The 25,898-nt window shown below is 61.0% G+C and carries 23 protein-coding genes and 1 pseudogene; 5 read left to right on the top strand and 19 right to left on the bottom strand.

The annotated features are described in order from the left end of the window. Positions 1–48: 48 nt before the first annotated feature. The 3 genes and pseudogenes from CCGE531_RS22965 to CCGE531_RS22955 all read left to right on the top strand — a co-directional run bounded on the left by CCGE531_RS22965 (position 49) and on the right by CCGE531_RS22955 (position 2,701). A complete protein-coding gene (locus CCGE531_RS22965) occupies positions 49–957 on the top strand; it encodes a DMT family transporter (RefSeq protein ID WP_120668081.1) in 909 nt (302 codons plus the stop codon). A gap of 77 nt (positions 958–1,034) precedes the next feature. Beyond that, positions 1,035–2,111: pseudogene (locus CCGE531_RS22960) on the top strand (hypothetical protein). Between the two features lie 227 nt (positions 2,112–2,338). Continuing rightward, positions 2,339–2,701, top strand: a complete 363-nt coding sequence (locus tag CCGE531_RS22955) for a hypothetical protein (RefSeq protein ID WP_120668079.1) — start codon at positions 2,339–2,341, stop codon at positions 2,699–2,701. Between the two features lie 27 nt (positions 2,702–2,728). Here the strand turns inward: CCGE531_RS22955 and ugpC are convergent, their stop codons facing one another. From ugpC to oiaX, 16 genes are all read right to left on the bottom strand, one after another. After that, entirely contained in the window at positions 2,729–3,793 is a 1,065-nt protein-coding gene (ugpC, locus tag CCGE531_RS22950; protein WP_120668077.1) for a sn-glycerol-3-phosphate ABC transporter ATP-binding protein UgpC, read from the bottom strand. Between the two features lie 23 nt (positions 3,794–3,816). Continuing rightward, entirely contained in the window at positions 3,817–5,331 is a 1,515-nt protein-coding gene (locus CCGE531_RS22945) for a DUF5060 domain-containing protein (protein ID WP_120668075.1), read from the bottom strand. 38 nt (positions 5,332–5,369) lie between these two features. Further along, entirely contained in the window at positions 5,370–6,257 is an 888-nt protein-coding gene (locus tag CCGE531_RS22940; RefSeq protein ID WP_120668073.1) for a carbohydrate ABC transporter permease, read from the bottom strand. Further along, complete coding sequence (locus tag CCGE531_RS22935; RefSeq protein ID WP_120668072.1) at positions 6,254–7,153, bottom strand: sugar ABC transporter permease; 900 nt, start codon at positions 7,151–7,153, stop codon at positions 6,254–6,256. Before CCGE531_RS22935 ends, CCGE531_RS22940 begins: the two co-directional genes overlap by 4 nt. A gap of 95 nt (positions 7,154–7,248) precedes the next feature. Further along, on the bottom strand, positions 7,249–8,502 hold the full coding sequence (locus CCGE531_RS22930) for an extracellular solute-binding protein (RefSeq protein WP_120668070.1): 1,254 nt from the start codon (positions 8,500–8,502) through the stop codon (positions 7,249–7,251). A gap of 80 nt (positions 8,503–8,582) precedes the next feature. Next, positions 8,583–9,227: a dihydroxyacetone kinase subunit DhaL gene (dhaL, locus tag CCGE531_RS22925; protein ID WP_120668068.1), complete on the bottom strand. Its 645-nt coding sequence runs from the start codon at positions 9,225–9,227 to the stop codon at positions 8,583–8,585. Then, a complete protein-coding gene (locus tag CCGE531_RS22920; RefSeq protein WP_120668066.1) occupies positions 9,224–10,243 on the bottom strand; it encodes a dihydroxyacetone kinase subunit DhaK in 1,020 nt (339 codons plus the stop codon). Before CCGE531_RS22920 ends, dhaL begins: the two co-directional genes overlap by 4 nt. 57 nt (positions 10,244–10,300) lie before the next feature. Further along, a complete protein-coding gene (locus tag CCGE531_RS22915; protein WP_120668064.1) occupies positions 10,301–12,184 on the bottom strand; it encodes a hypothetical protein in 1,884 nt (627 codons plus the stop codon). Beyond that, positions 12,181–13,215: a Gfo/Idh/MocA family oxidoreductase gene (locus CCGE531_RS22910; RefSeq protein ID WP_120668062.1), complete on the bottom strand. Its 1,035-nt coding sequence runs from the start codon at positions 13,213–13,215 to the stop codon at positions 12,181–12,183. Before CCGE531_RS22910 ends, CCGE531_RS22915 begins: the two co-directional genes overlap by 4 nt. Position 13,216: 1 nt before the next feature. Beyond that, positions 13,217–14,281 carry an ABC transporter permease gene (locus tag CCGE531_RS22905; protein ID WP_120668061.1) on the bottom strand — a complete coding sequence of 355 codons (1,065 nt, stop codon included), beginning with the start codon at positions 14,279–14,281 and terminating at the stop codon, positions 13,217–13,219. After that, positions 14,278–15,831, bottom strand: a complete 1,554-nt coding sequence (locus CCGE531_RS22900) for a sugar ABC transporter ATP-binding protein (protein ID WP_120668059.1) — start codon at positions 15,829–15,831, stop codon at positions 14,278–14,280. Before CCGE531_RS22900 ends, CCGE531_RS22905 begins: the two co-directional genes overlap by 4 nt. After that, the gene (locus CCGE531_RS22895; RefSeq protein ID WP_120668057.1) at positions 15,828–16,472 is read right to left on the bottom strand and encodes a DUF2291 domain-containing protein; all 645 of its coding nucleotides are present in this window, start codon (positions 16,470–16,472) and stop codon (positions 15,828–15,830) included. The genes CCGE531_RS22900 and CCGE531_RS22895 overlap by 4 nt, the downstream gene beginning before the upstream one ends. Before the next feature lie 190 nt (positions 16,473–16,662). Then, positions 16,663–17,604 carry a D-ribose ABC transporter substrate-binding protein gene (locus CCGE531_RS22890; RefSeq protein WP_120669343.1) on the bottom strand — a complete coding sequence of 314 codons (942 nt, stop codon included), beginning with the start codon at positions 17,602–17,604 and terminating at the stop codon, positions 16,663–16,665. A gap of 78 nt (positions 17,605–17,682) precedes the next feature. Further along, a complete protein-coding gene (locus CCGE531_RS22885; RefSeq protein WP_120668055.1) occupies positions 17,683–18,510 on the bottom strand; it encodes a phosphogluconate dehydrogenase C-terminal domain-containing protein in 828 nt (275 codons plus the stop codon). A gap of 88 nt (positions 18,511–18,598) precedes the next feature. Further along, positions 18,599–19,933, bottom strand: coding sequence for a four-carbon acid sugar kinase family protein (locus CCGE531_RS22880; protein WP_120669341.1), 1,335 nt, complete (start codon positions 19,931–19,933; stop codon positions 18,599–18,601). Between the two features lie 5 nt (positions 19,934–19,938). Next, entirely contained in the window at positions 19,939–21,198 is a 1,260-nt protein-coding gene (oiaX, locus tag CCGE531_RS22875; RefSeq protein WP_120668053.1) for a 3-oxo-isoapionate-4-phosphate decarboxylase OiaX, read from the bottom strand. Positions 21,199–21,382: 184 nt separating this feature from the next. On the opposite strand from oiaX, the gene CCGE531_RS22870 reads away from it, so the two are divergent. Both CCGE531_RS22870 and CCGE531_RS22860 read left to right on the top strand, forming a co-directional pair. Next, positions 21,383–22,087: a transcriptional regulator NanR gene (locus CCGE531_RS22870; protein WP_120668051.1), complete on the top strand. Its 705-nt coding sequence runs from the start codon at positions 21,383–21,385 to the stop codon at positions 22,085–22,087. Between the two features lie 531 nt (positions 22,088–22,618). After that, positions 22,619–23,491 (top strand): undecaprenyl-diphosphate phosphatase, encoded by an 873-nt coding sequence (locus CCGE531_RS22860; RefSeq protein WP_120668047.1) that lies wholly within the window; start codon positions 22,619–22,621, stop codon positions 23,489–23,491. A 124-nt stretch (positions 23,492–23,615) separates the two neighbouring features. Here the strand turns inward: CCGE531_RS22860 and thiD are convergent, their stop codons facing one another. Genes thiD through thiM form a run of 3 tightly spaced genes read right to left on the bottom strand, consistent with a single transcriptional unit; the run spans position 23,616 to position 25,872 of the window. Beyond that, on the bottom strand, positions 23,616–24,428 hold the full coding sequence (thiD, locus tag CCGE531_RS22855; protein ID WP_120669339.1) for a bifunctional hydroxymethylpyrimidine kinase/phosphomethylpyrimidine kinase: 813 nt from the start codon (positions 24,426–24,428) through the stop codon (positions 23,616–23,618). A gap of 8 nt (positions 24,429–24,436) precedes the next feature. Beyond that, on the bottom strand, positions 24,437–25,072 hold the full coding sequence (gene thiE, locus CCGE531_RS22850) for a thiamine phosphate synthase (protein ID WP_120668045.1): 636 nt from the start codon (positions 25,070–25,072) through the stop codon (positions 24,437–24,439). After that, positions 25,069–25,872, bottom strand: coding sequence for a hydroxyethylthiazole kinase (gene thiM, locus CCGE531_RS22845; protein WP_120668043.1), 804 nt, complete (start codon positions 25,870–25,872; stop codon positions 25,069–25,071). Before thiM ends, thiE begins: the two co-directional genes overlap by 4 nt. Positions 25,873–25,898 lie beyond the last annotated feature (26 nt).

The raw sequence follows: 25,898 nt of genomic DNA, 5'->3' as shown, positions 1-25,898 counted from the left end.
TCGGCGCACACAGGGAGCGTTCCTTCTGCTCATTCTTTGAGTCCATACATGACATTCCAGTTTCCGACCCGCTCCGCTTTTGCCAGCGATTATGAGAGGGGCGTCATACTTGTGGCTACAGCAATGCTTGCGTGGAGCTGCAGCGGCATCTACGCGCGCCTTCTGACCACGGACATATGGACGGCGATTGCCTGGCGATCGCTGTTCGGCGGCCTCTTCCTGCTAATACCCAGCTTTTTCCTCGAAGGTGGGTTTTCAAGGCGGCAATGGGCATCGATCTTTCATCCGGCCGGGCTGGCGATGCTGGTCTGCCAGACGATCAGCCAGGCCTGCTTCATCGGCGCGCTGTATATGACCACCGTCGCCAATGTGACGATGATCTATGCAACGGCGCCGTTCATCGCGGCGTTTCTCAGCTGGACCATGCTGAAGGAGCGCGTGGCGAAGCGCACCTTGATCGCCGGCGGCATCTGCCTCATCGGTGTTGCCGTCATCGTCGCCTCGTCGGTCGGTGGCGGCACGGGTATCGGTGATCTGCTGGCACTCGGCATGACGGTCACCTTCGCGCTGATCATCGTCATCCCGCGCATGGACCCCAGCATTCCGATCCTGCCGTCGAGCGTTGTCAGCGGGCTCCTGACATTCGTCGTTTTCGTGCCCTTTGCCTCGGCAAGCTCGGTAGATCTTCAAAACTGGCTCTTGCTTGCCGCTTTCGGGGCGACAAATTTCGCGCTGGCCTTCGTCCTTTTCCTTTTCGGTTCGAGGAAGATGCCTGCCGCCGACGCCGCGCTCATCAGCTCGATGGAGATCGTATTGACGCCATTCTGGGTCTGGTTGTTCTTTTCCGAGATGCCGCCGGTCGCCACCTTCATTGGCGGCGCGATCATCTTCGCGACGATCGTCTGGCACACGGCTATCGATCTCCGGCATGGCCGCCGCGCTCGCGCGCCGGCCTAGCAGGCTATAGCCATAAGCTCCCGTCTGGGCAAAGATGGCGGCTTGAGCCTCGATTTCACAAAGGCGATGAAAGCGACATGACCTCCAACGATCCTCTGCTCCAGCCCTATCAGCTCAAGCATCTCACGCTGAAGAACCGTATCATGTCGACGGCGCATGAACCGGCCTATTCGGAAGGCGGCATGCCAACGGATCGATACAGGCTCTATCATCGCGAGAAAGCAAAGGGTGGCATCGCGCTGACCATGACGGCGGGTTCCGCAATCGTCTCGCCGGATTCGCCGCCGTCCTTCGACAATCTCCATGCCTATCGCGACGAGATCGTGCCCTGACTGAAGAAGCTTGCCGACGACTGTCATGAGTTCGGCGCCGCCGTGATGATCCAGCTCACCCATCTTGGCCGCCGCACGGGCTGGAACAAGGGCGACTGGCTGCCCGTGCTGGCGCCGTCGCCGATTCGCGAGCCGGCGCATCGCGCCTTCCCGAAGGCGGCGGAAGACTGGGATATCTTGGCGTTCGAGCCTGATCTCGTCGTCGTGGCGACGGGTGGCATCGCGCAGTCACCCGAGCTCGAGGCCGGCGACAATCTCGTCATTTCTTCGTGGGATATCCTGGCCGGCGCGGTGAAAGCCGAGGGCAACGTTCTGCTTTACGACGATAATGGTGGGCATCCGGGCATGTCGGCCGCTGAGGTCATCGCCAACGGCGGCGCCGAGTTGGAGCTTGTCTCTCCGGAACGCTTCTTCGCCCCCGAGATGGGCGGCATGAACCATGTGCCTTATGCGAAAACCTTTGCCGAGAAGAATGTCCGCGTTACGATCAATACGCGGTTAAAATCGGTGCGGCGGGACGGAAACGTCTTGATCGCGGTCCTCGGATCCGATTTCTCCGAACAGACGCGATGGGAGCGACGGGTGTCTCAAGTGGTCGTCGAGCACGGCACCATCGCCAATGACGAGCTTTACCTCGAGCTGAAACCCTTGTCGCGCAACCTCGGCGCTGTCGACTACCCGGCTCTGATCGCCCATCGCGCGCCATTGCCGCTGAAGAACGAGGGCGGCCCCTTCGATCTCATTCGCATCGGCGATGCGATCGCCAGCCGCAATATCCATGCCGCCATTTATGACGCACTGCGCTATTGTTCGCTCCTATGACGCGAGGCGGGCCATCATTTTCGTTGAACCGTTAGGGCGAAGGTCGCGCGTTCCTGCAAAATAATTCGTTTTTATCAGAGGGATATGCGCCGTTTCTTGAGCATTTTGTGAGGTTTCCGCGCCTCGGCATGGCCTTCATGGTCCTGAAACAAAATGTAACAACTAATAACATGCCGTTATGCCGCGAATCATTATATTCCGCTCGTGTTTGAACGAAAGGTTTCTTGATGCTGGCTAACCAAGCGCCATCCCCCTCACAAGCCGATGTGCTGATCTGTCTCGACAGTCAGCAGTTTGCTTCCCGCATCGGTACGGTTCTGTCGCAACAGGGGTTGACGGCGCTGGTCATACCGACGACCGGGCTTCAGGAGTGGTTCGAGCCGAACGGATGCCAGCTTGTGGTCACGCACACTGCGATGATCGGCCAGGTGCGCAGCCGCCTCAATCTGCCCGTCGTCAATATCGAAGCCTTCATATTCGATCGCCCCGAGCATACGACCGAGGGTGCCGCCCGGCAGTTTGATGGCGACGCCTTTCTCAAACGGGTTTTGCTGGTCATGAGCGGCGCTCAAAGGCGCATCGCCAGCTGATCCGAGGGCCAGAACACCGGCCGTCCTCTATAGTCGTTGCTGGCTGGCCTTGTCGAAGAAGTGAAGGTTCGGGGTCTTCAGGGAGATCTGCACCGTCTGGCCGGGGCCCAGTTCGGCGCGCTCCCGCATGACCCAGGTCAGCTCCTTGCCTTCCAGATCGAGCGCGACGTGTGTTTCCGAGCCTGTCGGTTCGATGACCGTCACGGTTGTCGTCACGCCGTCTTCCGCCGCAAGGGAAATATCTTCCGGCCGGATACCCAGAACGACCTCCCGGCCCTCCGACTGAGCTGGGGCGTTCTCGAGTTCGATGCGGGTGCCGGTCGCTAGCACCAGCGTCGGCGAGGCGCCGCCGGCAATCTTGCCTTCGAGGAAGTTCATGGCCGGCGAGCCGAGGAAGCCGGCGACGAAGACATTTTTCGGGCGGTCGTAAAGCTCGAGCGGCGTTCCGATCTGCTCCACCTTTCCGCCCTGCAGAACGACGATCTTGTCCGCCATGGTCATGGCCTCGATCTGGTCATGGGTGACGTAGACGATTGTCGTCTTCAGGCGCTGATGTAGCGCTTTGATTTCCGCGCGCATCTTGACGCGCAGCTTGGCGTCGAGGTTGGAGAGCGGCTCATCGAAGAGGAAGACTTTCGGATCGCGCACAATAGCGCGCCCCATGGCGACACGCTGGCGCTGGCCGCCGGAAAGCTGGGCGGGCTTGCGCTCCAGCAGCGGCTGCAGCCCCAGTATCCTGGCGGCGTCGCCGACTTTCTGGTCGATTTCCGCACGCTTTGCCCCGGCAAGCTGCAGCGCAAAGCCCATGTTTTGCGCCACAGTCATCTGCGGATAGAGCGCGTAGTTCTGGAACACCATAGCGATATCGCGATCCTTCGGCGGCAGGTCGTTGACGATACGCCCGCCGATCGAGATTTCGCCACCGGTAATATCCTCCAGCCCCGCGATCATGCGCAGCAGCGTTGACTTGCCGCAGCCAGAAGGGCCGACGAGAATGACGAATTCGCCGTCCGAGATTTCGACATCGACGCCATGGATGATATTCACCGCGGCGTAGGACTTCCTGACGTTCTTGATGGTCAATCCGGACATGACATTCTTCCCTTGAGGATCGATCAGTGCTTCTTGCGGATGCGGAGCGCCTGGTATGGCTTGCCCGGCAGCTCCACGCCGAAGGCTGCGTCCGCCTTGCCGCCGCGCACGATCGCGCCGTGGCGCGTCGGGTGCGGGATCGGCGCTTCCACCTTTTTCGCCGGTGTGATCGTCATCTCCCATGTGTCGATGATGTCGACGTCATAATCCGTGCTGTCTTTCGGCAGGCCCGTCGACCAGATGACGGGCTGGTGCTCGCCGAGATAGATGTAGCTGACATCACCGTCGCGTGCGCCGGAAACGCGGGTCCAGGGCCACTCGCCGTAGGAGGACATCGGCTCAAGGCCGTTGACGACATCCTGCTCCAGAAGGTCGTGCAGGAAGCCGATGCGCTTCCAGGCCTCGCCGCGCAGTTCCCCGCCCTTGGCCCACCAGATCAGGTCTTCCGGATGCGAATAGGTTTCGCCATGGCCGGCATAGCCGCCGCGCGTCATCGTGATCCAGAAACGATGCACCAGCTCCTCAGCCGTCAGGTTGCCCCAGGACTGGATGATGTTGCCCTCATATTCCGGCTCGTCGTTGACGACGGGCTTGCCATAGGCGTCGCGCCATTCCTGCGTCCGCTTCACGTCCCAGTTCTGGATGCAGGTATGGGTCACCCAGGGCTTGCGATGATCGAAGTTCATCGTCGGGTCGCCGTTATGGATGGACTTCAGATGGCCGTAGGGGTCGTTCTCTTCGAGAATGTGGAAATAGCGGTCCCACTGCTGCAGCGGCTTGGTGTCGAGGAGGAAATCGTACTCGTTGGCAAGAGCCCACCAGACGTTGCGATAGGCGGCAAGCCGCGCAGCGAGATAGGCAACGTAGCGGAAGTCCTGCTCGGCCGACATGTCGGCATAACCCCAGCGATCATAGGGATGAAACATGATGATATCGGCTTCGATGCCGAGATCGCAGAGGGCAGCGACTTGGCTCTCGAAATGGCGGAAGAGAACGGGGTTCGGCTTATCAAAGTCTTCCGCACCGTCGGCGCCTTTTTCGAAGCAGGCGTAGAGAGGCTCGTTGACGTTATAGGGATAGTCCTTCGGGAATACGCCCATGCGGATCTTGTTGAAACGGGACTTTTTCAGCGTCTCAAGCGTCTGGTCCTGCATCTCCAGCGGCTGGTGCGTCCAGGCATAGCAGGTCGTGCCGAAGGACAGGAAAGGCTTGCCGTCGGCATAGGCGAAGTGGAACTTGTTGCGGACATGCACGGGGCCATGGTTGCCCTCGGACGGCTTGGTCGTGACGAACGAACCGGCCTTGCCATCCAGTTCCGATGTCTTCGAGCGCGTGCGGAACGACCATTCCCCTTCATTGTCGGGCATGAAGCGAACGCGATAGACGCCGTCACCATCATAGAAGCCGGGCACGCGGATCTCGCGGCTGCTCTGGCTGAAAACGGCATCGAATGCCACATCGAGATAGGGATTGCCGCTCGAAGGACCGTTGAAGGCCGCTTCGAAGACTCCCCATTTTTCGACGGACGCGTTGGACATGATGTTCTCCTCGAAACATGTATGAATGATTTGACCGATCAGCCTTTGACCGCGCCGGAGGTGAGGCCGGAGACGAAGTAGCGCTGGAAGATCAGATAAACGATGGTTGCCGGCAGGACCGTCATGACGATCGCGGCGTTCAACTGCCCGTAATCATTAGAAAACTGACCCTGGAACGACATGAGCCCGAGCGGCAGCGTCCACATGTGCTGGTCCTGCAGCAGCACGAGCGCCATCGCGAACTCATTCCAGGTCGAGACGAAATCCAGGATCAGCAGCGCGGCAAGCACCGGCAGGCAGACCGGCAGGAATATCCGGCGGAAGATGATGAAGTGGCTCGCCCCGTCGATGAGAGCGGCTTCCGACAGCTCCTTGGGAATGCCCTTGAAGAAGCCGTGCAGGATAAAGACCTGATAGGGCACGCCGAAGGCGATATAGGGCAGGATCACGCCGGGATAGGTGTCGATCAGCCCGAGCGAATTGACCAGCGTAAACAGTGGCGCCAGCATGACCTGAAAGGGGATCATGGTGCCGAAGATGACCGCAAGCAGCAGCAGCTTGCCGAACCTCATTCGGATCTTCGCAAGCGCATAGGCCGCCATCGCCGACAGGATGAGCCCGAGCGGCACCTTGATGACGGTGATGATGGCGCTGTTCAGGAAGGCATTGGCGAAATTGCCGCGGCCCCAGGCGCTCGAATAATTCTCGAAGGCTGGATCGAGCGGCGGCATGAAGGCGCCCGTCGTCGTCACGTCGGCCTGCGTCTTCAACGAGGTGAAGACGATGAAGATGAAAGGCGCAAGCCAGATCGCCGCGACCAGGAACAGAGCGATCCACAAGCCGATCAGGACAGGATCGCGCTTACGCTTTGCCGAGGTGATGGTCTCGAAGCCATCCGACATGGATGTGGCCGATGCTGCCGTCATTGTTCGGCTTCCTCATGCTTCTGCGTCCAGCGCAGGTAGGGAATGACGACGACGATGGTGATGAGCAGCAGAATGACGGAGATCGCAGCGCCGCGACCGAAATCGAATATCTGCATGGCCTGCGTGAATGCCCAGAGCGCCAGCATCTGCGTGGATTGCGCCGGCCCGCCGCCCGTCAGGCCGTAGACGATGTCGAACGCCTTCAGCGATGAGATGACCGAGAGCACCAGAACGATGGTCAGCGTCGTACGTAGCGCGGGAAGAGTGACGTAGCGGAAGATATTCCAGCGCCCGGCGCCATCGATGCGCGCGGCTTCGACCAGCGTCTGCGAGACATTCTGCAGGCCTGCGAGAAACAGAACCATGGAGAAACCGACGGATTGCCAGAGATAGGCGACGAAGACCGAATAGAGCGCGACGTCCTTGTCGCCGAGCCAGTCCTGGATCCAGTCCTGCAGCCCCATCGACGTCAGGATTTCGGTGAAGAGGCCGAAGAAGGGGTCGTACATCCACTTCCACATCGTCGCGACCGCGATCGGGGCGATGATGACAGGCAGATAGAAGATGGCGCGGAAAGTATTGCGGGCAAAGAGCTTCTGATTGAGGCTCAGCGCCAGCAGCAACCCGACCATAGGCGGAAAGATCACGCACATGATCGTCCAGATCACCGTATTCCGGAAAGCGACCCAGAAGACGGGATCCTGCGTGAAGACATATTGATAGTTTGCCAGGCCGACGAATGGGCGCTGGGGATCGAGCCCGTTCCATTTCTGGAAGCTCAGCACCACCACGTTCAGCATCGGATAAAGCGCAAAAATCGCGTAAATCAGCATGGCCGGGGCGAGCAGGATTACTGCCTGGACGCGGGGATCATGGGTTCGATTGCGGAATGACATTCTGATTGCTCCCGGCGGCAGCTGACGCGTGGGCATGAAGTGAGGGAAGCCGCCCGCCGCGATCGGCAATCGGAGCGGCGGCCTCCCTCAAGGGATCAGGTGCGGCCAGAGATGAAGGTCTGCAGCTGCTTGGCGGCGTCGGCCGGCTTGATATTGCCGGCAGCGACATCGTTGATCACCCGGAAGTATTCTGTGGTGACGTCAAGCGGGAAAGCCTGGTCGCCATTCATGTAGACCTTGCTGTAGGTCTTGAAGATCTCAAGCCATTTCGCTTCGAGCGGCTTCTGGTTGGCATACTGGACATTCTTGTTGACCGAGATCGAGCTGATCTGCCCGACGAGATCCTGCTGCACCTTGGTGGACAGGAAATAGTCGAGGAACTTGGCGGCAAGATCCGGGTTCTTGCTCTTGGTGCTGACGTAGTTGTATTCGGCAAAGCCATAGAGGCGGTTCGTGTTCGTCGGGAACGGCACGACGCCGTAATCGTCGAGATTGACCTTGCTGCCGCTCAGCTGGCTGACCAGCCAATCGCCTTCGAGCATCATCGCGGCGCGGCCGGCGACGAACAGCGTATAGGACTGCTGGTTGCTGATGCCCATGAAGGGCTTCAGCGTGTAATCCTTCGTCCACTTGGCAAATTCGGTGAAGGCATCCGTCGCGCAGGGTTCCTTGGTCCAGTCGGTCTTCATGGCCATCAGCGCGTCATGCTTGTCGGCGCCGCACTTGGTTTCGAGCAGCACGTCCATCAGGCGCATGACGTGCCAGTTGACAGAGCCGCCAAAGGTGAAGGCCGGAATGCCGGCGGCCTTGAGCTTGTCGGCAGCAGCCAGAAGCTCTTCGTAGGTCTTCGGCTCCTCGGTGATGCCGGCCTTCTGGAAGAGCTTCTTGTTGTAGTAGATCGCTTCGCCCTTAAAGGTGAAGGGAACGCCATGCTTGCCGCCCGGATAGAGATCGGCAAAGGCGGCGGCGGAGGGAAGCAGCTCATCGTTCCACTTGTACTGGGTGTAGTACTTGTCGAGCGGCAGCGAGAGGCCGGCCTTCACATATTCGCCGCCGAGGCCAAGTCCGGCCCAGCTGAAATAGATATCCGGACCCTTGCTGGAGCCTGCCGCGACGCGGAGCGCGGTCTTGTGTTCATCGACGCCGCGCTGGACGATTTCGATATGCGTGCCGGGATTGGCAGCCTCGAAGTCTTTCGCCACCTTCTTCAACGCGCCGTTTGCCGCGCCGTTGTCGAAGTTCAGCGTCCACAGAGTGACATCTTCCGCGGCGACATTGGTCGCCCAAAGAGCTGCTGTTGCGATCGCCGCAGCACCGAACCAACGCGCATATTTGTAGTTGATAGCCATCCCCAGTCCTCCTCTGAACAAGCTGAGGCCGGTTTTGACAAATCGCTACCAACATGTCAACTGGTATGATGAGGTCATCATCATTCTGATAGAAAGTGAGCTTTAAAGCAGGAGATGATCACCACCGCCGAAGCGGCTCCTGGATCCATATGCCCCAGGGCTCGCTCGCCAAGGCGCGATGACCTGCCTTTTGATGCGATCATATCCTTCGTTGCTTCCGCTCCCGCCTCGCCAGCCCGGAGACCGGCAGCTAGACATTCCGCAAGCGACAAGCCTTGATCTCGGGCGGCCCGGCACGCTGCTGCCGCCGGCACCCAGGCATCGACCATCGTCTTTTCACCGACTTCGGCCTTGCCACGGTCCTGGATACCCTTGGTAAAGGCTGAAAATATCTCGATCATGTCGTCGTCGTTCAACGAGGTCTTCCCCTTGGCGCCCGCGCCCGCGCGCATCAAGGCAGTCGCATAGAGCGGCCCGGACGAGGCGCCCACGGCATTGAGGAAGGATTTTGCCGCCGTGTTGAAGACCAGCGTCGGATCAGCCGTTGCCGGATCCAGCTCCGAAACCGCCTTGGCAGCGGCGGCAAAGCCGAGTTCCATGGCGATGCCATGATCGGCATCGCCAATGACGCCGTCCAGTTCGCAGAGGCGATCCTTTTCGCGTGTCATCGCCTCGGCGATCCGCACGAAAAGCGCCTTCAGATCTTCCGTTGTCACCGACGTCATTGCAGAGCCTCGCCGGAGCGGAACATCGCGCAATCGCAGGGATGGTCGATCAGCCGCTGCAATTCGTCGTCCAGATGCATGAGCGTGATCGAGGCGCCGGCCATTTCCAGCGACGTGCAATAGTTGCCGACCAGCGACAGGTGGAGGACGAGGCCCGCATCGTCGAGCATCATCTTCACCTTCCGCATCATGATGTAGAGTTCCATGAGCGGCGTCGAGCCCAATGAATTGACGATCACGGCAACACGGTCACCATGCGCCGGCTTCATCTCGTCGAGGATCTTGCCGACGAGCTCGTTCGTCACCTCATCGGCCGATCGCATCGGCCCGCGGGCCACGCCCGGCTCGCCATGGATGCCCATGCCGATCTCCATCTCGTCGGCGCCGATCTCGAAATTCGGCTTGCGAGTCTGCGGCAGGGAGCAAGGCGAGAGCGCGACGCCCATCGTATAGGTGCGTTCGTTCGCCCAGCGCGCCACTCGTTCGACTTCGTCGAAACCGTACATCAGATCGCAGGCGGCGCCGGCTGCCTTGAAGACGAAGACGTTGCCGGCAACGCCGCGGCGGCGCTCCTTCTGCGTGAGAGGCGCGGAGGCGATGTCGTCCGTCGTCAGCACGGTGCGCACCTCGATATCGTCCATGGCAAGCATTTCCGCCGCCATGTCGAAATTCATGACGTCGCCCGCATAGTTGCCATACAGGAACAGCACGCCGACTCCGCCGTCGACCGCCTTGGCGCATTCGATGATCGGATCGGGCGGCGGCGAGGCAAAGACATTGCCGATGGCGGCGGCATCGGCCAGCCCTTTGCCGACAAAGCCGAGAAATGTCGGCTCGTGCCCGGACCCGCCGCCGACGACCAGGCCGACCTTGCCGGTTCGCGGGCCATGGTTCGCCACGATCGAGCGCAGCGATCCGTCAATGGCGCGGAGGTGGCGCGGATGAGCTGCCAATATTCCGGCCAGCATTTCATCCACGGCGGCCGCGCCTTCGTTGATCAGCTTCTTCGTTTTCACGCAGTCCTCCAAATCATTGCGATTGTTGAGACTAAGATGCGCGTCTTCGATTGAAGGTCAATCCATCAAAGCCGCCGAAACAGCGGTATAGGCATCAAGCACGAGCCTGTTATTTCCGGTCTGTTCCGCCAGGCGGAATTTCCCCAACTCGATCTGTTGCGAGACGGGTGTGATGTTGACCAGATGGAGCTGCCGCAGCCCATCGAATTGCGCCGTGACGAAGGCGCGTACAGCGGTCGGATCGGACGACAGGCACTCGTGCCATTGCTGGCCGGCGAGGCGGGACAAGGTCGAGACCATCTTGAAGAGCGGCCGTGCGGTGCCCGCGGCCGATGGTTCGTTCTCTCCGGCAATCAGCCCGAAAGAACCGGCCAGTGCCGAAAGCGTCAGGCATTCCAATCCGGCGTCGAGGACACGGGCGGCATAACCAAACGCAAAGGCCGCGCCGAAACGGGCATTGTGGCGGGGATCGGCATTGGCCATGGCGATGCGGCCGCCGTGGGGATTATCCATCGTCCGGCTGCCATAGGGGTTCTGCCGCATCGGTATGGTCGAAGGGCCGATGCGGTAAGGCTTGTCGCCGTAGATGGCGCGCACGGAGCGCGTGATGAACGGCAGTGCCTCCAGCGTCTGCATGACGCTGAGGTCGTCGGCCGCATGCACGATGGGATTGGTGCAATGGCTGATGAAATCAAGGGTGTCGGCGGGAACTCGTTTGCGATTGAGTTCGGTGAAATAGCTCAGCATGCCGCCGCCAAGGCGCACATCGGGGAAGGCGGCACGCGCGGCGGCATAGACTTCCTCGAGCGGCGGGCAATCGGGCCATTTGCTGCCCGGCGGCGTCGATTGCCGGTCGACCGAAGGGGAGATCACGATTGCATCAGGCTTGAAACCGGCCGCCTGCGTCCAGCCTGCTATTTGCCGGGCCTCGACAAGTGGCGCCTGGCGGCAGGGCAACGCTATTTCCAGCGTCGACTTGCCGGTATGAAGTGCTGCAACGCCAGCGAAGCGTTTGAAGGCGTCAGCGCCGTGGCCGGCATCCGGATCGAAGTGAAACAGCAGCTCTTGCGGTGCAATCTCAGCCAGCCGGTCGCGTGCAGCCCGCGTCGTATCCGCTTCCTCCGGTGTAACGACAAGCCCGATGGACGGCATGGTTCCAGACTTTGTTCCCAGGCTTAGCGTGATCGCCGGCGCCTCTTCCAAAGCATGGGAAAAAGGGGGTGGTGAACGCCGCATGTCTCCTATGGTCAGGACGATCCGTTGCCGCATCGGCTCGCCGGCCGGAATGCGATAGGGCCAGGGCAGGGCAAGCGGGCGAACATAGGTCTTGTAAGAGGCATCTGACCAGTTGCGCTGGTCTTCCATTTCGAAGGCGTCGCCTTCCATGCGGCACTCGGCCGTCACGTTCGACGCCACGCTATGCGTAATCGCCCGCATCTCCTTGAAGGGCTGCCAGGGTTCGATAAGGTCGGGGAAATGCGTGCTCTGGCGGCTGCCGTCGACATGCTCGATCGATACCGGCATGCCGGCGACACCGACGATCGGATGCAGGATGCAGAAGCCGCATCGGTTGGTTTCGAAGCCGGTCGTCGAGAGCGCTGTCGCCTCGAAGGTCAAGGCTCCATCGGCCGAGGCCGCTATCCGGACGTCGATTGCGAGTTCGGTATTCCCAGGGCCTGCGCAGCGTGCGACATAGCCGACGGAAAAACCATCCTGACGCTGATCGATTCGCAGATCGTCGATATCAGGCGCATAGGTGCCCCAATCGCGATCGCGAACCAGATAGGAAACGGCCCGCAAGACTTCGGCGCCGTCATAGCGGATCGTCCGGAGATTTCCGTCCTTGAAATCGGCGTCCAGCCTGCCCGATGTCAGCCGCACCGGCGGCGTTTCGGTCTCGCGCGTGCCGTAGAGCTGGAACGGATCGATCTCGGTCGTCATCGCAGCATCGCTCCGATATCGACGGGGTGCCTGCTGGCCGCACTCTCATAGGCGGCCTCGACAAGCGCGAAAGTTTTGAGATTGTCTGCGCCTGAGGTGGAGGTTTCGCCGCCATCGGCAAGGCGATCCGTCCAATGCTGCTGGATTGCCAGGACGCTCTCCTGGATATTGTGCCAGGGCCGCGAGGCCCAGGACAGAAGCTGCGGCGAGGCATCCGACACGGTGACGCCATCGGGGCCGTTGACCTCGAGACGATAGCCTTGCGAGAGGCGAATGGTGCCTTGCGTACCGTCGAGCTCGATCAGCGTTTCCGGGAAGGGCTCGGTCGCAAGCTTGGAGGCATAGCTGACATCGACGATCGATGTCGCGCCATTCTCGTGATCGAGCAGGATGGTGGCGACATCCTCGCCCTTGATCTTCGGATTGACCCGTTTTGTACGAGCCGACAGCGAGGCGGCGTCACCGAGGATGAAGCGGGCGACATCGAGCGTGTGGATGCCGAGATCTTCGATGATGAAGCGCTCCCCCTCGGCAAGGTATGGCTGGCCCGAGAAAACGTCGTAACCGGAGCGGAAGGAGAAACGGCCCCAGAAGGGCTCGCCGATCGCGCCCGACTGGAGGGCGGTCTTGACGGCCTGAATGGGCGTCTGCCAGCGGAAGTTTTCATGCACCATCAGCGGTACGCCGGCCTCTCCACAGACTGCGACCATTGCCTTGGCGTCGCTCAGCGTCTTTGCGAAAGGCTTCTGACAGATCGCCGGGATCTTATAGGCGGCAGCCATCTCCACCAAGGCGCGATGGCTTGACACCGTCGTGGCGATATCGACGAAATCAAAGCCGCCATCGGCAAACATCGCGGCGGCATCCGCATAGCGGCGCTCGATGCCAAACTGGTCGCCGACGATCCTCAGCCGCTCCGGATCGCGGTCGCAGATCGCGACGATGCTGGCCCCTTTCACGTCTCGCCACGCATACATCTGATTGATCGCGAAGAAGCCGCAACCGATCAATGCGCCCTTGAGCTCTGTCATTTCAGCCTGCCTTTGCCATCTGCATGAGAGTTACGCGCTGCTGGAGACGGCGTTGCGCCTGATCCACGACGACCGCGATGATGATGACTAACCCCTTGATGACCATCTGCCAGAAGGATGATACGCCCATCATCACAAGGCCGTCCGAAAGAATGCCGATGACGAAGGCGCCGATGATCGTGCCGCCGATGGTGCCGCGGCCACCCGACATGGAGGTGCCGCCGAGTACGGCTGCCGCGATCGCATTCAGCTCGAAGCTTTCGCCAGTTGCCGGATGCGCCGCCATCAGCTCCGACGAAATGACGATGCCGACGATGGCCGCACAGAGGCCTGAGAACATGTAGACGAAGATCTTGACCACATCGACGCGGATGCCGGACATGCGCGCGGCGCGCTCGTTGCCGCCGACCGCGAAGATGTGCCGGCCGATCGGCGTCGAGCGGGCGACATAGGCGGCGGCGAGCGCCAGCACGATCAGGATCCAGATGGAAACGGGAAGGCCGAGCAGGCGGCCGGCGCCGAAGACGTCGAATCCGGTCGTGTCGAATTCCGGCCGTCCGACGAGGTTCGGAAAGGTCTGTCCGTCCGACGACAGCAGCGCAAGGCCGCGGGCGATATAGAGCGTTCCGAGCGTGGCGATGAAAGGCGCCACGTTGAGCTTGGTGATGAGCAGGCCGTTGATGAGCCCGATCGATAGCCCGACGGCCAGCGTGATGAGGATGATCTCGTAGATATTGAAATAGACAGTATATCCGATCGGCAACTCGACGCCGTTCAGGATGAGGGCGCCCGCCACCATGCCGCAAAGGCCGACGATCGAGCCGACCGAAAGGTCGATCCCGCCGGTGACGATGACGAAGGTCATGCCCATGGCCAGGAAGGCATTGAGCGCGACATGCTTCGACATCAGGATGATGTTGGCGGTCGAGGTGAAATTCGGTGCGAAGATCGCAAAGAAGATGATGACAGCAAAGAGAGCAATGAAGGTCCTGAGCTTCATCAGCGTCAGGAGAACGGAACCGTTCGAGCGATTGGCCGCAAGGCCGGAGGACGTATCTGCCGTCATGACGCGAGTTTCCCTGTATGTCCATGTCCCTTGGCGGACGCCGCGATAATGGCCTCTTCCGTCGCTTCGCTTCTGTCGAGAACGGTCACGAGCTTGCCGTTGCTGAGCACAGCGATGCGGTCCGAAAGAGCCATGACCTCCTCAAGGTCCGAGGTTGAAAACAAGATAGCGAGGCCCTTGCCGGCGAGCCGGCGCATGGTGCGGAAGACATCGGCCTTGGCGCCGACATCGATACCGCGGCTCGGTTCGTCCATCAAAAGCACCTTCGGGTCGGTCATGAGCGCCTTGCCGATGACGACCTTCTGCTGGTTGCCGCCGGACATGGAGGTAACCTCGAAATCGGGATTGGGCGCCTTGATCGAAAGATCGCGAATCATGTCGCGAATGGCGTTCTTTTCAGCACCCGGATCGATATGGAAAAGCAGCCGGGCGAAACGCCCTAGGCTGGCAAGCGTCAGGTTGCTGGCGATGGACAGGACCTGCACCAGTCCTTCGCGCTGCCGATCCTCGGGGATCAGCGCAAGCCCGCGCCGGATGCGCCGGGTGGTGTCGCGCGCGCGAACTTCCACGCCGTCGATGTAGATCCGCCCGGTCGAATGCGTGTGCCGACCCATCACGCATTCGAAGAATTCGCTGCGCCCGGCGCCCATCAGGCCGTAGATGCCGAGGATTTCGCCGGCGCGCACCGACAGCGAGACATGATCGACGGCAAGGCCACCGGTGCGTCTCGGCAGGCTGATCTCCTCGGCGCGGAAGGCTTCCTTGCCGATCGCATGGCCTCCATCCCTGGCGAAATCCTTTGCGTCCGATCCGATCATCGAGCGGACAATCCATTTCGTATCGATATCGCGAACCATGGCCTGGCCGGTGATCTGCCCGTCGCGCAGGACGGTGATGTAATCGCCGATCCGCATCAGCTCTTCCAGCCGGTGCGAGATATAGACGATCGCGACACCCTGAGCCTTCAGTTCGGCGATGACCTTGAACAGAATGTCGACTTCCGCCGCGGATAGCGCCGATGTCGGCTCGTCCATGATCAGGATGCGGGCATTGAGCGAGATGGCCTTGGCGATCTCGACGAGCTGCTGCTGCCCGATCGGCAGATCCTCGACCATGGTTTCGGCGTCTATGCCGGCGTCGAGCCGATCCAGAAACTCGTTGGCCTTTACGACCTGCGCCTTGTGATCGATACCGAAGACGCCACGGGTGATTTCGCGCGTGGCAAAGATGTTCTCGGCCACCGTCATGTTGGCGAAGAGATTGAGCTCCTGGAAGATCATGCCGATCCCGCGAGCCTGTGCGGCGGCGGGGTTATCGAACGAAACCTCCTCGCCTTCAAGCAGGATGCGGCCGGCGGTCGGCCGTTCCACGCCGGCTATGATTTTCATCAGGGTAGACTTGCCGGCGCCGTTTTCGCCGACGAGCACATTGACGGCGCCGCGATGCAGCTCGAGATTGGCATGCTTGACGGCGACGATGCCGGAATAGACCTTGGAAACGTCCTCCAGGCGCAGGATGATATCGTTGCTTGCCGTTTCGCTCATGGTCATTGCCCCAAAGTCAGGGCCGAAGGGGTGATCAGCGGAAGCTGGCCGGATGCGGGCAGCGGAAACGCGCCGGTCACCGTGATCGTCTTCCCGGTCAGCCCGTTCCGGGGCAGGGCCGCCAGAAAGGATGAGTTTGCCTTCTCATTGAAGGCCTTGCCGAACTGAGCCCATTCGATCTGGTTCCTGAATTCGTTGAAGTCCAGGAAATCCAGCGCGTCGCGCAGCGCCGTGCCACGGATCGCCGGGCCGATCTGCACCTTCGCGTCCGCCTTGCCGTCACCATCCACATCGACGTCGAGGGTTGCAGTGCGAGAGGCGGTATCGGCAGCGACGATCTTGCCGCTCAGCTTGACGGCATAGGTCCAGGGCGATGAACTCTGCTTTCGCGGATTTCCGTATTTCGCGCCGGCATCGTCCGGGTTCGATGCGATAGCCTGTAGCACCGTCTTGAAGTCGCCCGCGCGTTTCTCAATGCCGGGCAGTACCTTACTTTGCCAGATCGCCTCGACCTTCGCCGCCGGATCGAAGGCACCCTTTGCCGCTTCCGCCGCCTTTTCCTCAGGCGTCGGTGTCTTGATAATCTTGCAGCCGGGCAATGCCGCGGCCACTACAAAGGCCACCAGCGCGCCTCTGATCCTCAACATGCAATGCACCTCGATCTCGCAGAAAAAGCATCCGGAGAGCGCGGTCTTCCCGCGCCCTCCAACCTAGAGCGTGATGCCGAAAAGTGTAGGCGGTTTTCGGACGACATCACGCTCTACTTCTCTGATTCTAGAGCGGATTCAGATTTTAGGTCGAACAGACCTAAAATCATCCGGCTCTAGTGGTCCGCCATCAGTTCTTCAGTGCGAAGGTCTCAAGCTTGCCGGCATTGTCAGCATTGATGAGGACGCAATCCATCAATTGCTTCTCATCCTTCGGCGCCGTCTTGTTCTTGATGTAGGCGTCAGCCTGTTCGACCGCCTTCTGGGCCTGGGCGTAAGCCGGCTGCATGACCGTCGCCTTGATGCCGCCGGCCTTGATCGAGTCGCGCACGTCGTTGGAGCCGTCGAAGCCGACGACGATCACGTCCTTGCGACCCGCGGCCTGCAGGGCGGCAATCGCCCCCATCGCCATGGTGTCGTTACCCGAAATCACGCCCTTGATGTCGGGATTTGCCTGAAGGATGGTTTCCATCTTGGCGTAGGCTTCAGTCTGGCTCCAGTTTGCCGACTGCTTGGCGACCAGTTTTAGATCCGGATAATCGTCGATGACGTCGTGATAGCCCTGCGAGCGGATGCCGGCATTGGTATCCGCTTCGCGGCCGACGAGTTCGGCATAATTGCCCTTCTCGCCCATCAGCTTGACGAATTCCTGCGCGCCGAGCTGTGCGCCCTGATAGTTGTTGGAAACGATCTGGGCGACGGCGATGCCAGTGACGTTGATTTCGCGGTCGATGAGGAAGGAGGGGATGCCTGCATCCTTGGCTTTCTTCAAGGCGGCGACCGTCGCATCCGCGCCGGCATTGTCGAGGATGATGGCTTTGGCGCCGCGTCCGATGGCCGTATCGATGACTTCCGATTGCTTGTTCGCATCGTCGTCATGCGTCATGACGAGCGTTTCGTAACCCAGCTCTTTTGCCTTGGCTTCGGCGCCGACGGCCTCTGCCTTGAAGAATGGATTGTCGAAGGCCGGCGTGATGATGGCGATCAGGTCAGCCGCAAAGGCCGGCATTGCCGTCCCCAGAGCAAGCGCACCGGTAAAGGCTGCAAGTGTCAGTCTGCGTCTTAGTTTCATGGTCTCCTCCCAGTTATGAAACATGCCCTGTTCCCGGCAGGGCAGAAAGGGGAGGATGATACCTCCCCGGGACGTCGATCAGGTGATGCGACGGATGCTTTCCGCAATCTCCTGCGGCTCGAACACCTTCTTCCAGTCGTCGCGCATCAGGGCAGGGATGCCGAATTCGATCGCCTTGTTGCAGGCATCGGAGAACACGCCGTCGACTTCCTTGAAGATCACGGCGCCGAGCACGTTCATGTGGCCCAGTAGGAAGTCGCGGGCGGCTTCCGCCGGAACGCCGCGGGCGACGCATTCATCCATGGCCTGGCGCATGACGACGAGCAAGGAGGCGCAAACGGTTTCGGAAAGACCTGGCTCCAGCATCGCCATCTGCTCGACGGTGACGCGGTGCGAGCGCATGACGGGCGCCCAGATGACCTTGGCGATTTCCTCGCCGAGAGCATAGGCGCTTTCCGGACCCTGCATCAGCGCCGAAACGATGTGCTGCTTGGCAAAGAGACCGCCAAAATGGTCCTTCTTCGCCTGCATGTCGGTCTCGTCGTTGAAGATCGGCGGGTGGCAAGGATGGGTAACGAAGTAGGTAAAATCTTCACGGTGCGGCAGATGGCCGGCGAAGGGGGCGGCGGCGTCGAGCGCGACGACCATCGTGCCGGGCTTGAGCTTGTCGACGATGCTGGCGGCGACCTTGCCGATCGCCGTATCAGGCACGGCAAGGATAACGACGTCCGCGCCATCGAGCGCGGCGTCGGCAGGGACGCAATCGACGGAAAGGTCATTCTTCAGGCGCGCCTTGCCGGCGTCGCTGACCTCGACATGGCGCACATCGAAGCGCGAGCCTTTCAGGTTCTTGGCGAGCCGATAGCCCATTTTGCCGCCGGCGCCGAAAAGAGCAATTGCAGTCATGTTAGTACCTCGTTCACTTTCGGATTGTGGTATCGTAAGTGGTATGATGAGTCAATGAGTATGCCAATGTATACTCAGAAATATGTGGCTAGGATCCCCTGCCGTCGCGGATCTGCGCGAAGTAGTCGTCGGTGCCGACCTGACCGCCCTTCAGCGCGATCTGCAGGCCGTTGGTGGGGGTGTAGCTGCCATGGGCCGTGCAAAGCGGCGAGCCCGGCGTCTGCGGCAATGGCAGGAGAGTCGTCAGTGCCTCGACGCGCAGTTCCTTCAGGGCGTGGCTCGACGTGTCGCCGCCGGCAATGACGGCGCGGCCGAGATTTTCCTGTTCGATCAGCCGCCGCAGGATCGTGCCGAGGGCCTGTCCGAGGCGATGGCGTGCGTCGGGAATGCGATCGATGTCGCCACCGCGGTCGGCGGAGGGGCCAAGCGCCGTATGAAGAATGACGCTGCGGCCGGCCTTCAGGCTGGCAATTCCGGCATGGACGGCTTTCTCCAGGGCGCGCTCGGCGTTCTCGCCGACAAGCTGCAAGGGATCGAGATCGATGCCGTCAAAACCTTCGGCTGTGGCCCGGCGGATTTGCCGTTCCGTCGTCGGCGATACGCTGCCGGAAACGACCGCCAGGCGATCGACCTTGCCTGGAGGGGCAAACTCCGGCTTCCCGCCGATCAGGCCTTCGTTGCGCCAGGCATTGAGAAGGGCATATTCGACACCGGATGAGCCCGCCATAAAGGCGTTGCCCTTGTTCGCAAGACGCCATAGCTGGCGTCCCGCGGCAGCCTGTGTTTCCGAACTATCGACGTCGAGAAGCAGGATGCCCGCCTTTTCGGCTGCCAGCGCATCGATCCGCCGGTCGGCATCGGCTGCTCGGATCGCGATAAGATCGACGAGGCTGACGAGAAGGGACGTCTGCTTGCTCATATGCAAAGTCAGATCGGCCTCGTCCATCGGCGTGACGGGATGCCGGCTCATGACCGGGTGTCGGTCGATCCGGAAAACCTGGCCCTGATAGGCCGCGAAAAGATGGCCGAAGGCGGTGTAGCGTTTCAGCTGCGGCGCTCCGACCACCACCGGCACGACGGATTGCGCAAAGACCGCCTTGCCGACTTCGATCGCCTTGCCGATGTTGCCGACCCTGGGGCTGGAATCGAATGTCGAGCAGACCTTGTAATGGCATATGGCGGCATCGAGACCCCTTAGCCACGTGAAGGCAGGCGTCAGATGCTCGTCCATCCATTGCGGCGTTTCGCTGCGGCTGGTACCGGCGATGCCGATGGCACGGCAATCCTTGAACCGTTCCAGCATGACTTCGCTCGGGATGCCGAGGAAAAGCACTGTCTCCACGCCGTTCGAGGCGAGGGCCTCCATCACGTCGGTGGAGCCGGTAAAGTCGTCGCCGTAATAGCTGAGAAGAAGATTGGACATCGCCATCAGGCGTCCTTGCCGTCACTGAATTTTTCGATCGAGGCGGCAAGCTCCGGATGATCTTTGGCATAGTCGGCAAGCGGTATGTCCGAAACCGCCGCCTGCCAGGCCTGCTGGATGGCGCGAACGCCGGCCGCCGGTCCAAAGGGATGGCTGACGATGCCGCCGCCGCAGAGATAGAGAAGATCCGTGGTCCGGCCGGTGCGCTGGTAGGTTTCCGGCGCCTGGCCTCCCCATTGGCCGGAGCCGGCGACGGGAAGAGGACAGTCTGTGGGATCGAAGAGCGGCGTGCTTACGGCCTTGAAGGATTCGACGAAGCTGTCGTCCGGCTCCCAATATTTGACCCTGATGCCGTTGATCTGGAACTGATCGACGCCGAGCAAGCGCCAGAACTGCTGGTAAACCTTGAAATCCATGCCGGCGCCGGGATGGCGGGTCAGGATGTCCCAGCCGTTGCGATGCGCATGCAGCACCAGCCCGGAGCGCTTGCGCAGGAAGCTCATGCCACCGAAGCCGATGGAGTTGATGTTGACGACGGCGCAATTGCCTCCAGCCTTCAGCACCAGATCGTGGTTGCGCATCATTTCATCTGGGTCGGCATGCGAAATGCCGAAGGCATACATGACCTTCTTGCCGGTTTTCTGCTCGTGATCGAGGACCAGCGGCATGATGGCCTCGACGCGCTCCTTCAGCGGCGAATAGGCCGGGCTCATCAGCTTCTCGTCGTCCTTGATGAAATCGACGCCGGAGCCGATCAGTTCGCCGACGAGAGCGGCGGTTTCCAGCGGCCGTAGACCAAGCGCCGGCTTGACGATCGTGCCGATGATCGGGCGACCACTGACGCCGGTCAGGCGCATGCTGCCGACAACGCCGAACTGCGGGCCAGGATGCGCATCGCGAAAGGCGTTTGGCAGCTTCATATCGACAATGCGGATACCGGTCATGCCCTTGATCGAGAAGACGCCGCCGATCGCGATCGTCAAAAGTGCCGAGAGATCGGTGCCGATCGCATCCAGCGGAAAGGCGATGTCGATGTCGGCGCGGTGGATCGGGCCATGCCTATCGGCGACTTCCGGCCAGGTCGGACGGTCGGTATCTGGAAGGGGGCGGATCGCAGTAACCCGCGCGGCAACGCGCGCCTTGAGCTCTTCCGTTTCGCCCGGCACGGCGACGAAGGTGCCGGTCGACTGATCGCTGGCGATCTTGCGGGCCATCGCCTCGATGCTGCCTGACGTTTCGATACGGTAGGTGACGGTGATGGTCATAAGCGACTGAATGCTCCTCTCGCCGACGATTTTCGCGTGGCGCAAACTGGTGATCTGGTATAATGAGTATTCCAACTTCTGCAATGATTTTTTTGCCCGGCAATCGATACCACGTTTCGTATGGGCTTCCGTCGCGGCAGCCAAAAATGCATAAGGGAGAAAAGCATTGGGAAAGCGGGGTTCCATGGGCCAGCCTGTCGAACAAATTGTACGTCGAAAGCTGTCCGATGAGGTATTCGACCGGCTGGAGCGGTTGATCACATCGGGAGAACTCAAGCCCGGCGACGAGATGCCGTCCGAACGCGTCCTCATGGAGCGTTTCGGCGTCGGTCGGCCGGCGATCCGCGAAGCCATGCAGGCGCTCGCCAATATGGGGCTGGTGAACATTTCGCATGGCGAGCGCGCCAAGGTGCTCCAGCTCACGGCGAAATCGATCTTCCGGCAAGTCGACCTGACCGCCAAGATCATGCTCTCCCAATCATCCGACTCACTCGAGCATCTGAAGAGCGCGCGCATCTTCTTCGAGCGCGGCATGGCGCGCGAAGCGGCACAGCGCGCTACCGAAAAGGATATCGCAGATCTCAACGACATCATCGAGCATCAGCGCGTATCCTTGGGGGATGCCGAAGAGTTCATTTCGGCCGACATGCAGTTCCACACGCGCATCGCCCAGATATCAGGCAATCCGATTTTCGCCGCCGTCAGCGAGGCCATGCTGGCATGGCTGAAAACCTATCATACGGACATGCTGATCTGGACCGGCAAGGAAAAGTTCACGCTGGTCGAACACGAGGAAATCCTCGCGCGTCTGGCGGAAAACGATGCCGATGGAGCCGAGCAGGCGATGCTCAAGCATCTGGAAAGATCGCGCGCGCTCTATACGAAGTGATCTTGGTCGAAGTGACCTTGGCCTGCATGCCGCAACGGTTGACGGGCGAGGTGGCTTTGTCCTAATTCCTCCCCATTCCTTGTGGAATCTGGCTATATGCAAACGAGGTGTGCGTAATGGGCAATTTCATTCACCGGAACATGGCGCTTTTTCTGGCTCCAGTTCTGACAGCGGCCGCCATAACATTTTATAATCTGGCTTGCCTCATGGTGAGGCACCATCATGCGATGTTGCATAACGTTCACCGCGCGGCCGGCGCCCTGGTCCTTCTCGCCGCATTTTATGCCATCATCCGCTACATGCAGTCGCTGCCGGATGACGAGAGCTAGAAATCCGATAAACTCGGAAATCAAAGCCGGCAATTTCAGATAGCGTTCAGCCTGCGCGGCTATATCCTCGCCCTGTCATAACGCGGAGTTGGCGACGTCCTACAAGACGGTCGCCGGTTTCGTGTCGGAAAACGGTTCCACAGCAAGTTCATCGCACCCTTCGGGTGCCGAGCCCCCCATGAAGAACTGAGGATATCAAAACGTGGCTGATGTTTGTACGCAAGGCGTGGACACGGGCTTTGTTGCCCTGGGCTATGCCAAGATCGCGATCCTGGGTGTCGTGCAGGGATTGACCGAGCTTTTGCCGGTCTCCTCTACTGCCCATATGCGCCTGGTGCCGGCCCTGCTCGGCTGGCAAGATCCAGGTTCGGCCTTTTCGGCTGCTATGCAGCTTGCAGCCCTTGCCGCCATCGTCTCCTATTTCTGGAGCGACGTTCGTTACGTCACCTTCGGATCGCTCGATGCCATCAGGCAGAAGGATTGGCGCTCGCCCGCGATGCGGCTCGCGATCGCCATTGTCGTTGCGACCGTGCCGATCGTCATCGCAGGCCTCTTGCTTTCTAAGTCGTTGAATGCCTGCGGCACCTCGTTGCGCAGCCTCTGGGTGATCGGCATCGCCTGTGTTGTCATGGGCCTGCTTCTGGCGGTGGCGGAACTCTATAGCCGCCACCGGAAGGGTATCGAGCAGATGACGCTGATGGATGCCCTGTTCGTCGGCATCACCCAGGTCGGCGCGCTTATTCCCGGCGTTTCGCGCTCGGGCTCGACGCTGACTGGCGCGTTGTTCCTTGGCCTGAAGCGCGACGAAGCCGCGCGGTTCTCGTTCCTGCTCGGCTTGCCGGCCATTGCGCTTGCCGGCATGAAGGAGCTCTTCGAGCTCTACAAGGCGCATATTCCGATGGAAGCCTGGTCCGTTCTGATCGTCGGCCTCATCGTCGGCAGCATATCCTCCTTCATCACCATATGGGGACTGATGCGCTTTCTGGAGCGTTTCTCGACCTGGCCTTTCGTCATCTACCGTGTCGTGCTCGGCGTCGTCATTCTCTTCGGCGTGCTAACCATGGGATGGGCTTGAGCGGCCTGAATCAATCCGGCTGCCAAGACTTCAATGCTGGCGTTGCCCTCCAGGGCAGCGCCTTTTTCGTTCTGAAGCCATTATCCGAAGACGAGGCCGCATCGGTAGAGACAGGTTTATTTTCTCACTTCTTTTCCGTCTGCCACAGGGCATGGAAATGCTGCACGGGCCCGTGGCCGCTTCCGACCGAAAGCTCGCCCGCGGCTGCAACCGCGGCGGCGAGATAGGCTTTGGCGGCGGCGACGGCTTCGGGGAGTGGCGAGCCCTTGGCGATCTCAGCGGCGACAGCGCTGGAGAGCGTGCAACCCGTTCCATGCGTATTCTTCGTCGGCAGCCGTTCGGCTTCGAACCAGGTCAGGCCGCCGGCGCTTGCCAGCACATCCGGACTTTCCTCACCCTCGAGATGACCGCCCTTGACGAGAACTGCCGAAGGCCCCAGCGCTGCCAGCGCAAGCGCCTGGCGGGCCATGTCCTCGCGACTTCCTGCCTCCGCGTCATGCAACAGCGCCGCAGCCTCGGGCAGGTTCGGCGTGATGACTGTCGCCAGCGGCAAGAGCCGCGTGGTGAGCACGTCGACGGCATCGGCTGCAAGCAAGGCAGCACCTCCCTTGGCGATCATGACGGGATCGAGCACGACGGGCACATCGCGATGTCGCGCCAGAATATCCGCGACGGCATCGGCGATCGCGGCGTTGGCGACCATGCCGATCTTGACGGCATCGACGCGGATATCGGCGAAAATCGCCCGGATCTGGTCTGCCACAAAAGAGGGTGGCACCGGATGGACGCCGGAGACGCCCTGCGTGTTTTGAGCCGTCAATGCCGTCAGGGCGGCCATTCCATAAACGCCGCGGGCAGAGAAGGTCTTCAGGTCAGCCTGGATACCGGCGCCGCCGGACGGGTCCGAGCCGGCGATGGATAGGACATTGCGGATCATGGGGCGGATCATTGGCGGGCCTCCTTGATGGCGTTCGCGATGAGGGCTGTCGCGGCTTGCGGGTCCGATTGGCCGCAGATGGCGGAGACGACCGCAAGGCCGTCCGCGCCGGCCGAGAAAACGTCCGCGGCGTGCTCCGCCTTGAGGCCGCCGATTGCGACTGATGGAACCGGGCAGAGCCTGACGATACGCGTGAGACCATCGAAGCCGATCGGTTGCTTGTGGTCGGGCTTGGTGGGCGTGGCAAAGACCGGGCCGACGCCGGCATAGTCGACGATGCCGGCATCCATGGCGGAAGCAAGGGTTTCCGTTTCCACCGAGAGGCCGAGGATCATGTCCGGCCCGATGAGGCGGCGCGCTTCGGCGGCGTTCATATCCTCCTGCCCGATGTGCAGACCATCCGCGCCGATGGTAATGGCCGCTTCGATATTGTCGTTGACGATCAGCCGGGCATTGGTTCCCTGCAGGATCTGTTTGAGGGCGCGGCCTGTCTCGATCATGACTGCGGTCGGAGCATGCTTGTCGCGCAGCTGTACGATCGTGGCGCCGCCGGCAATGGCGGCACGGGTCGTTTCGATCATGCCGAGGTCGGCACACAGCACGAGATCGAGGACAAGGTAGAGCGAGAGATCGAAGTCCTTCATGCTACCGATATCCTTGCGTCGCGATCCAGCACTTCCGGGGTAAGTGCAGCGAGTGCATCGAGGAAACGCCAGGAGAAGGAGCCTGGACCATCTGCCGCCGCTCCAGCCTGTGCACCGGCGACGGCGAAGACGGCGAGCGCCGCCACGGTCGCGTCGAATGGTTCATCCGGCCTTGCCGCCGCAAAGGCGCCGACAAGGCAGGTCAGCGGGCAGCCGAGTGCGGTTACTTGCGGCATGAATGGCGAACCGCCGGCGATGCGCTTCGCCTTCTGCCCGTCCGTCACGAAATCCGCGACACCGGTGACGGCGACGACACAGCCGTGCTTTTCAGCCAGTTGCCGGGCGGACTCTTCCGCCTGCTCGACGGCGTCGCGGCTATCGACGCCCTGGCCACGGCTCATAACGCCGGCAAGCGCGATGATCTCGGATGCATTGCCGCGAATGATCGTCGGTCGCAGCTCCAGCAATTGCGCGACCGCCTTGCGACGAAATCCAGTTGCATAATGGGCGACGGGATCGAGCACCCAGGGCTTGGCCGCTCCGTTTGCCGACTGCGCCGCCTTCAGCATGCCCGCAAGCCATCCGGCCGAGAGCGTGCCGATAGTGATCGTCAGCGCACCGGAGATGGCGGCAAACTCGCCCGCTTCCTCTTCGGCATGCACCATCGCCGGCGATGCCCCGGCGGCGAGCATCACATTGGCCGCGATGTTCATGGCGACGAAATTGGTGATGCATTGCACCAGAGGCGGGTTCGCCCGTATGGTGCCGAGCAGACTGCCTGCGGTAAGTTGGTCTTGCATATCGCCCCTTTCGGGCGGGCGAGACG

The sequence above is a fragment of the Rhizobium sp. CCGE531 genome, assembly GCF_003627795.1.
In the GTDB taxonomy this organism is placed as follows: Bacteria; Pseudomonadota; Alphaproteobacteria; order Rhizobiales; family Rhizobiaceae; genus Rhizobium.
Note: the sequence above shows the minus strand (reverse complement) of the source record. Positions and strands in the feature narration are given on the sequence as shown.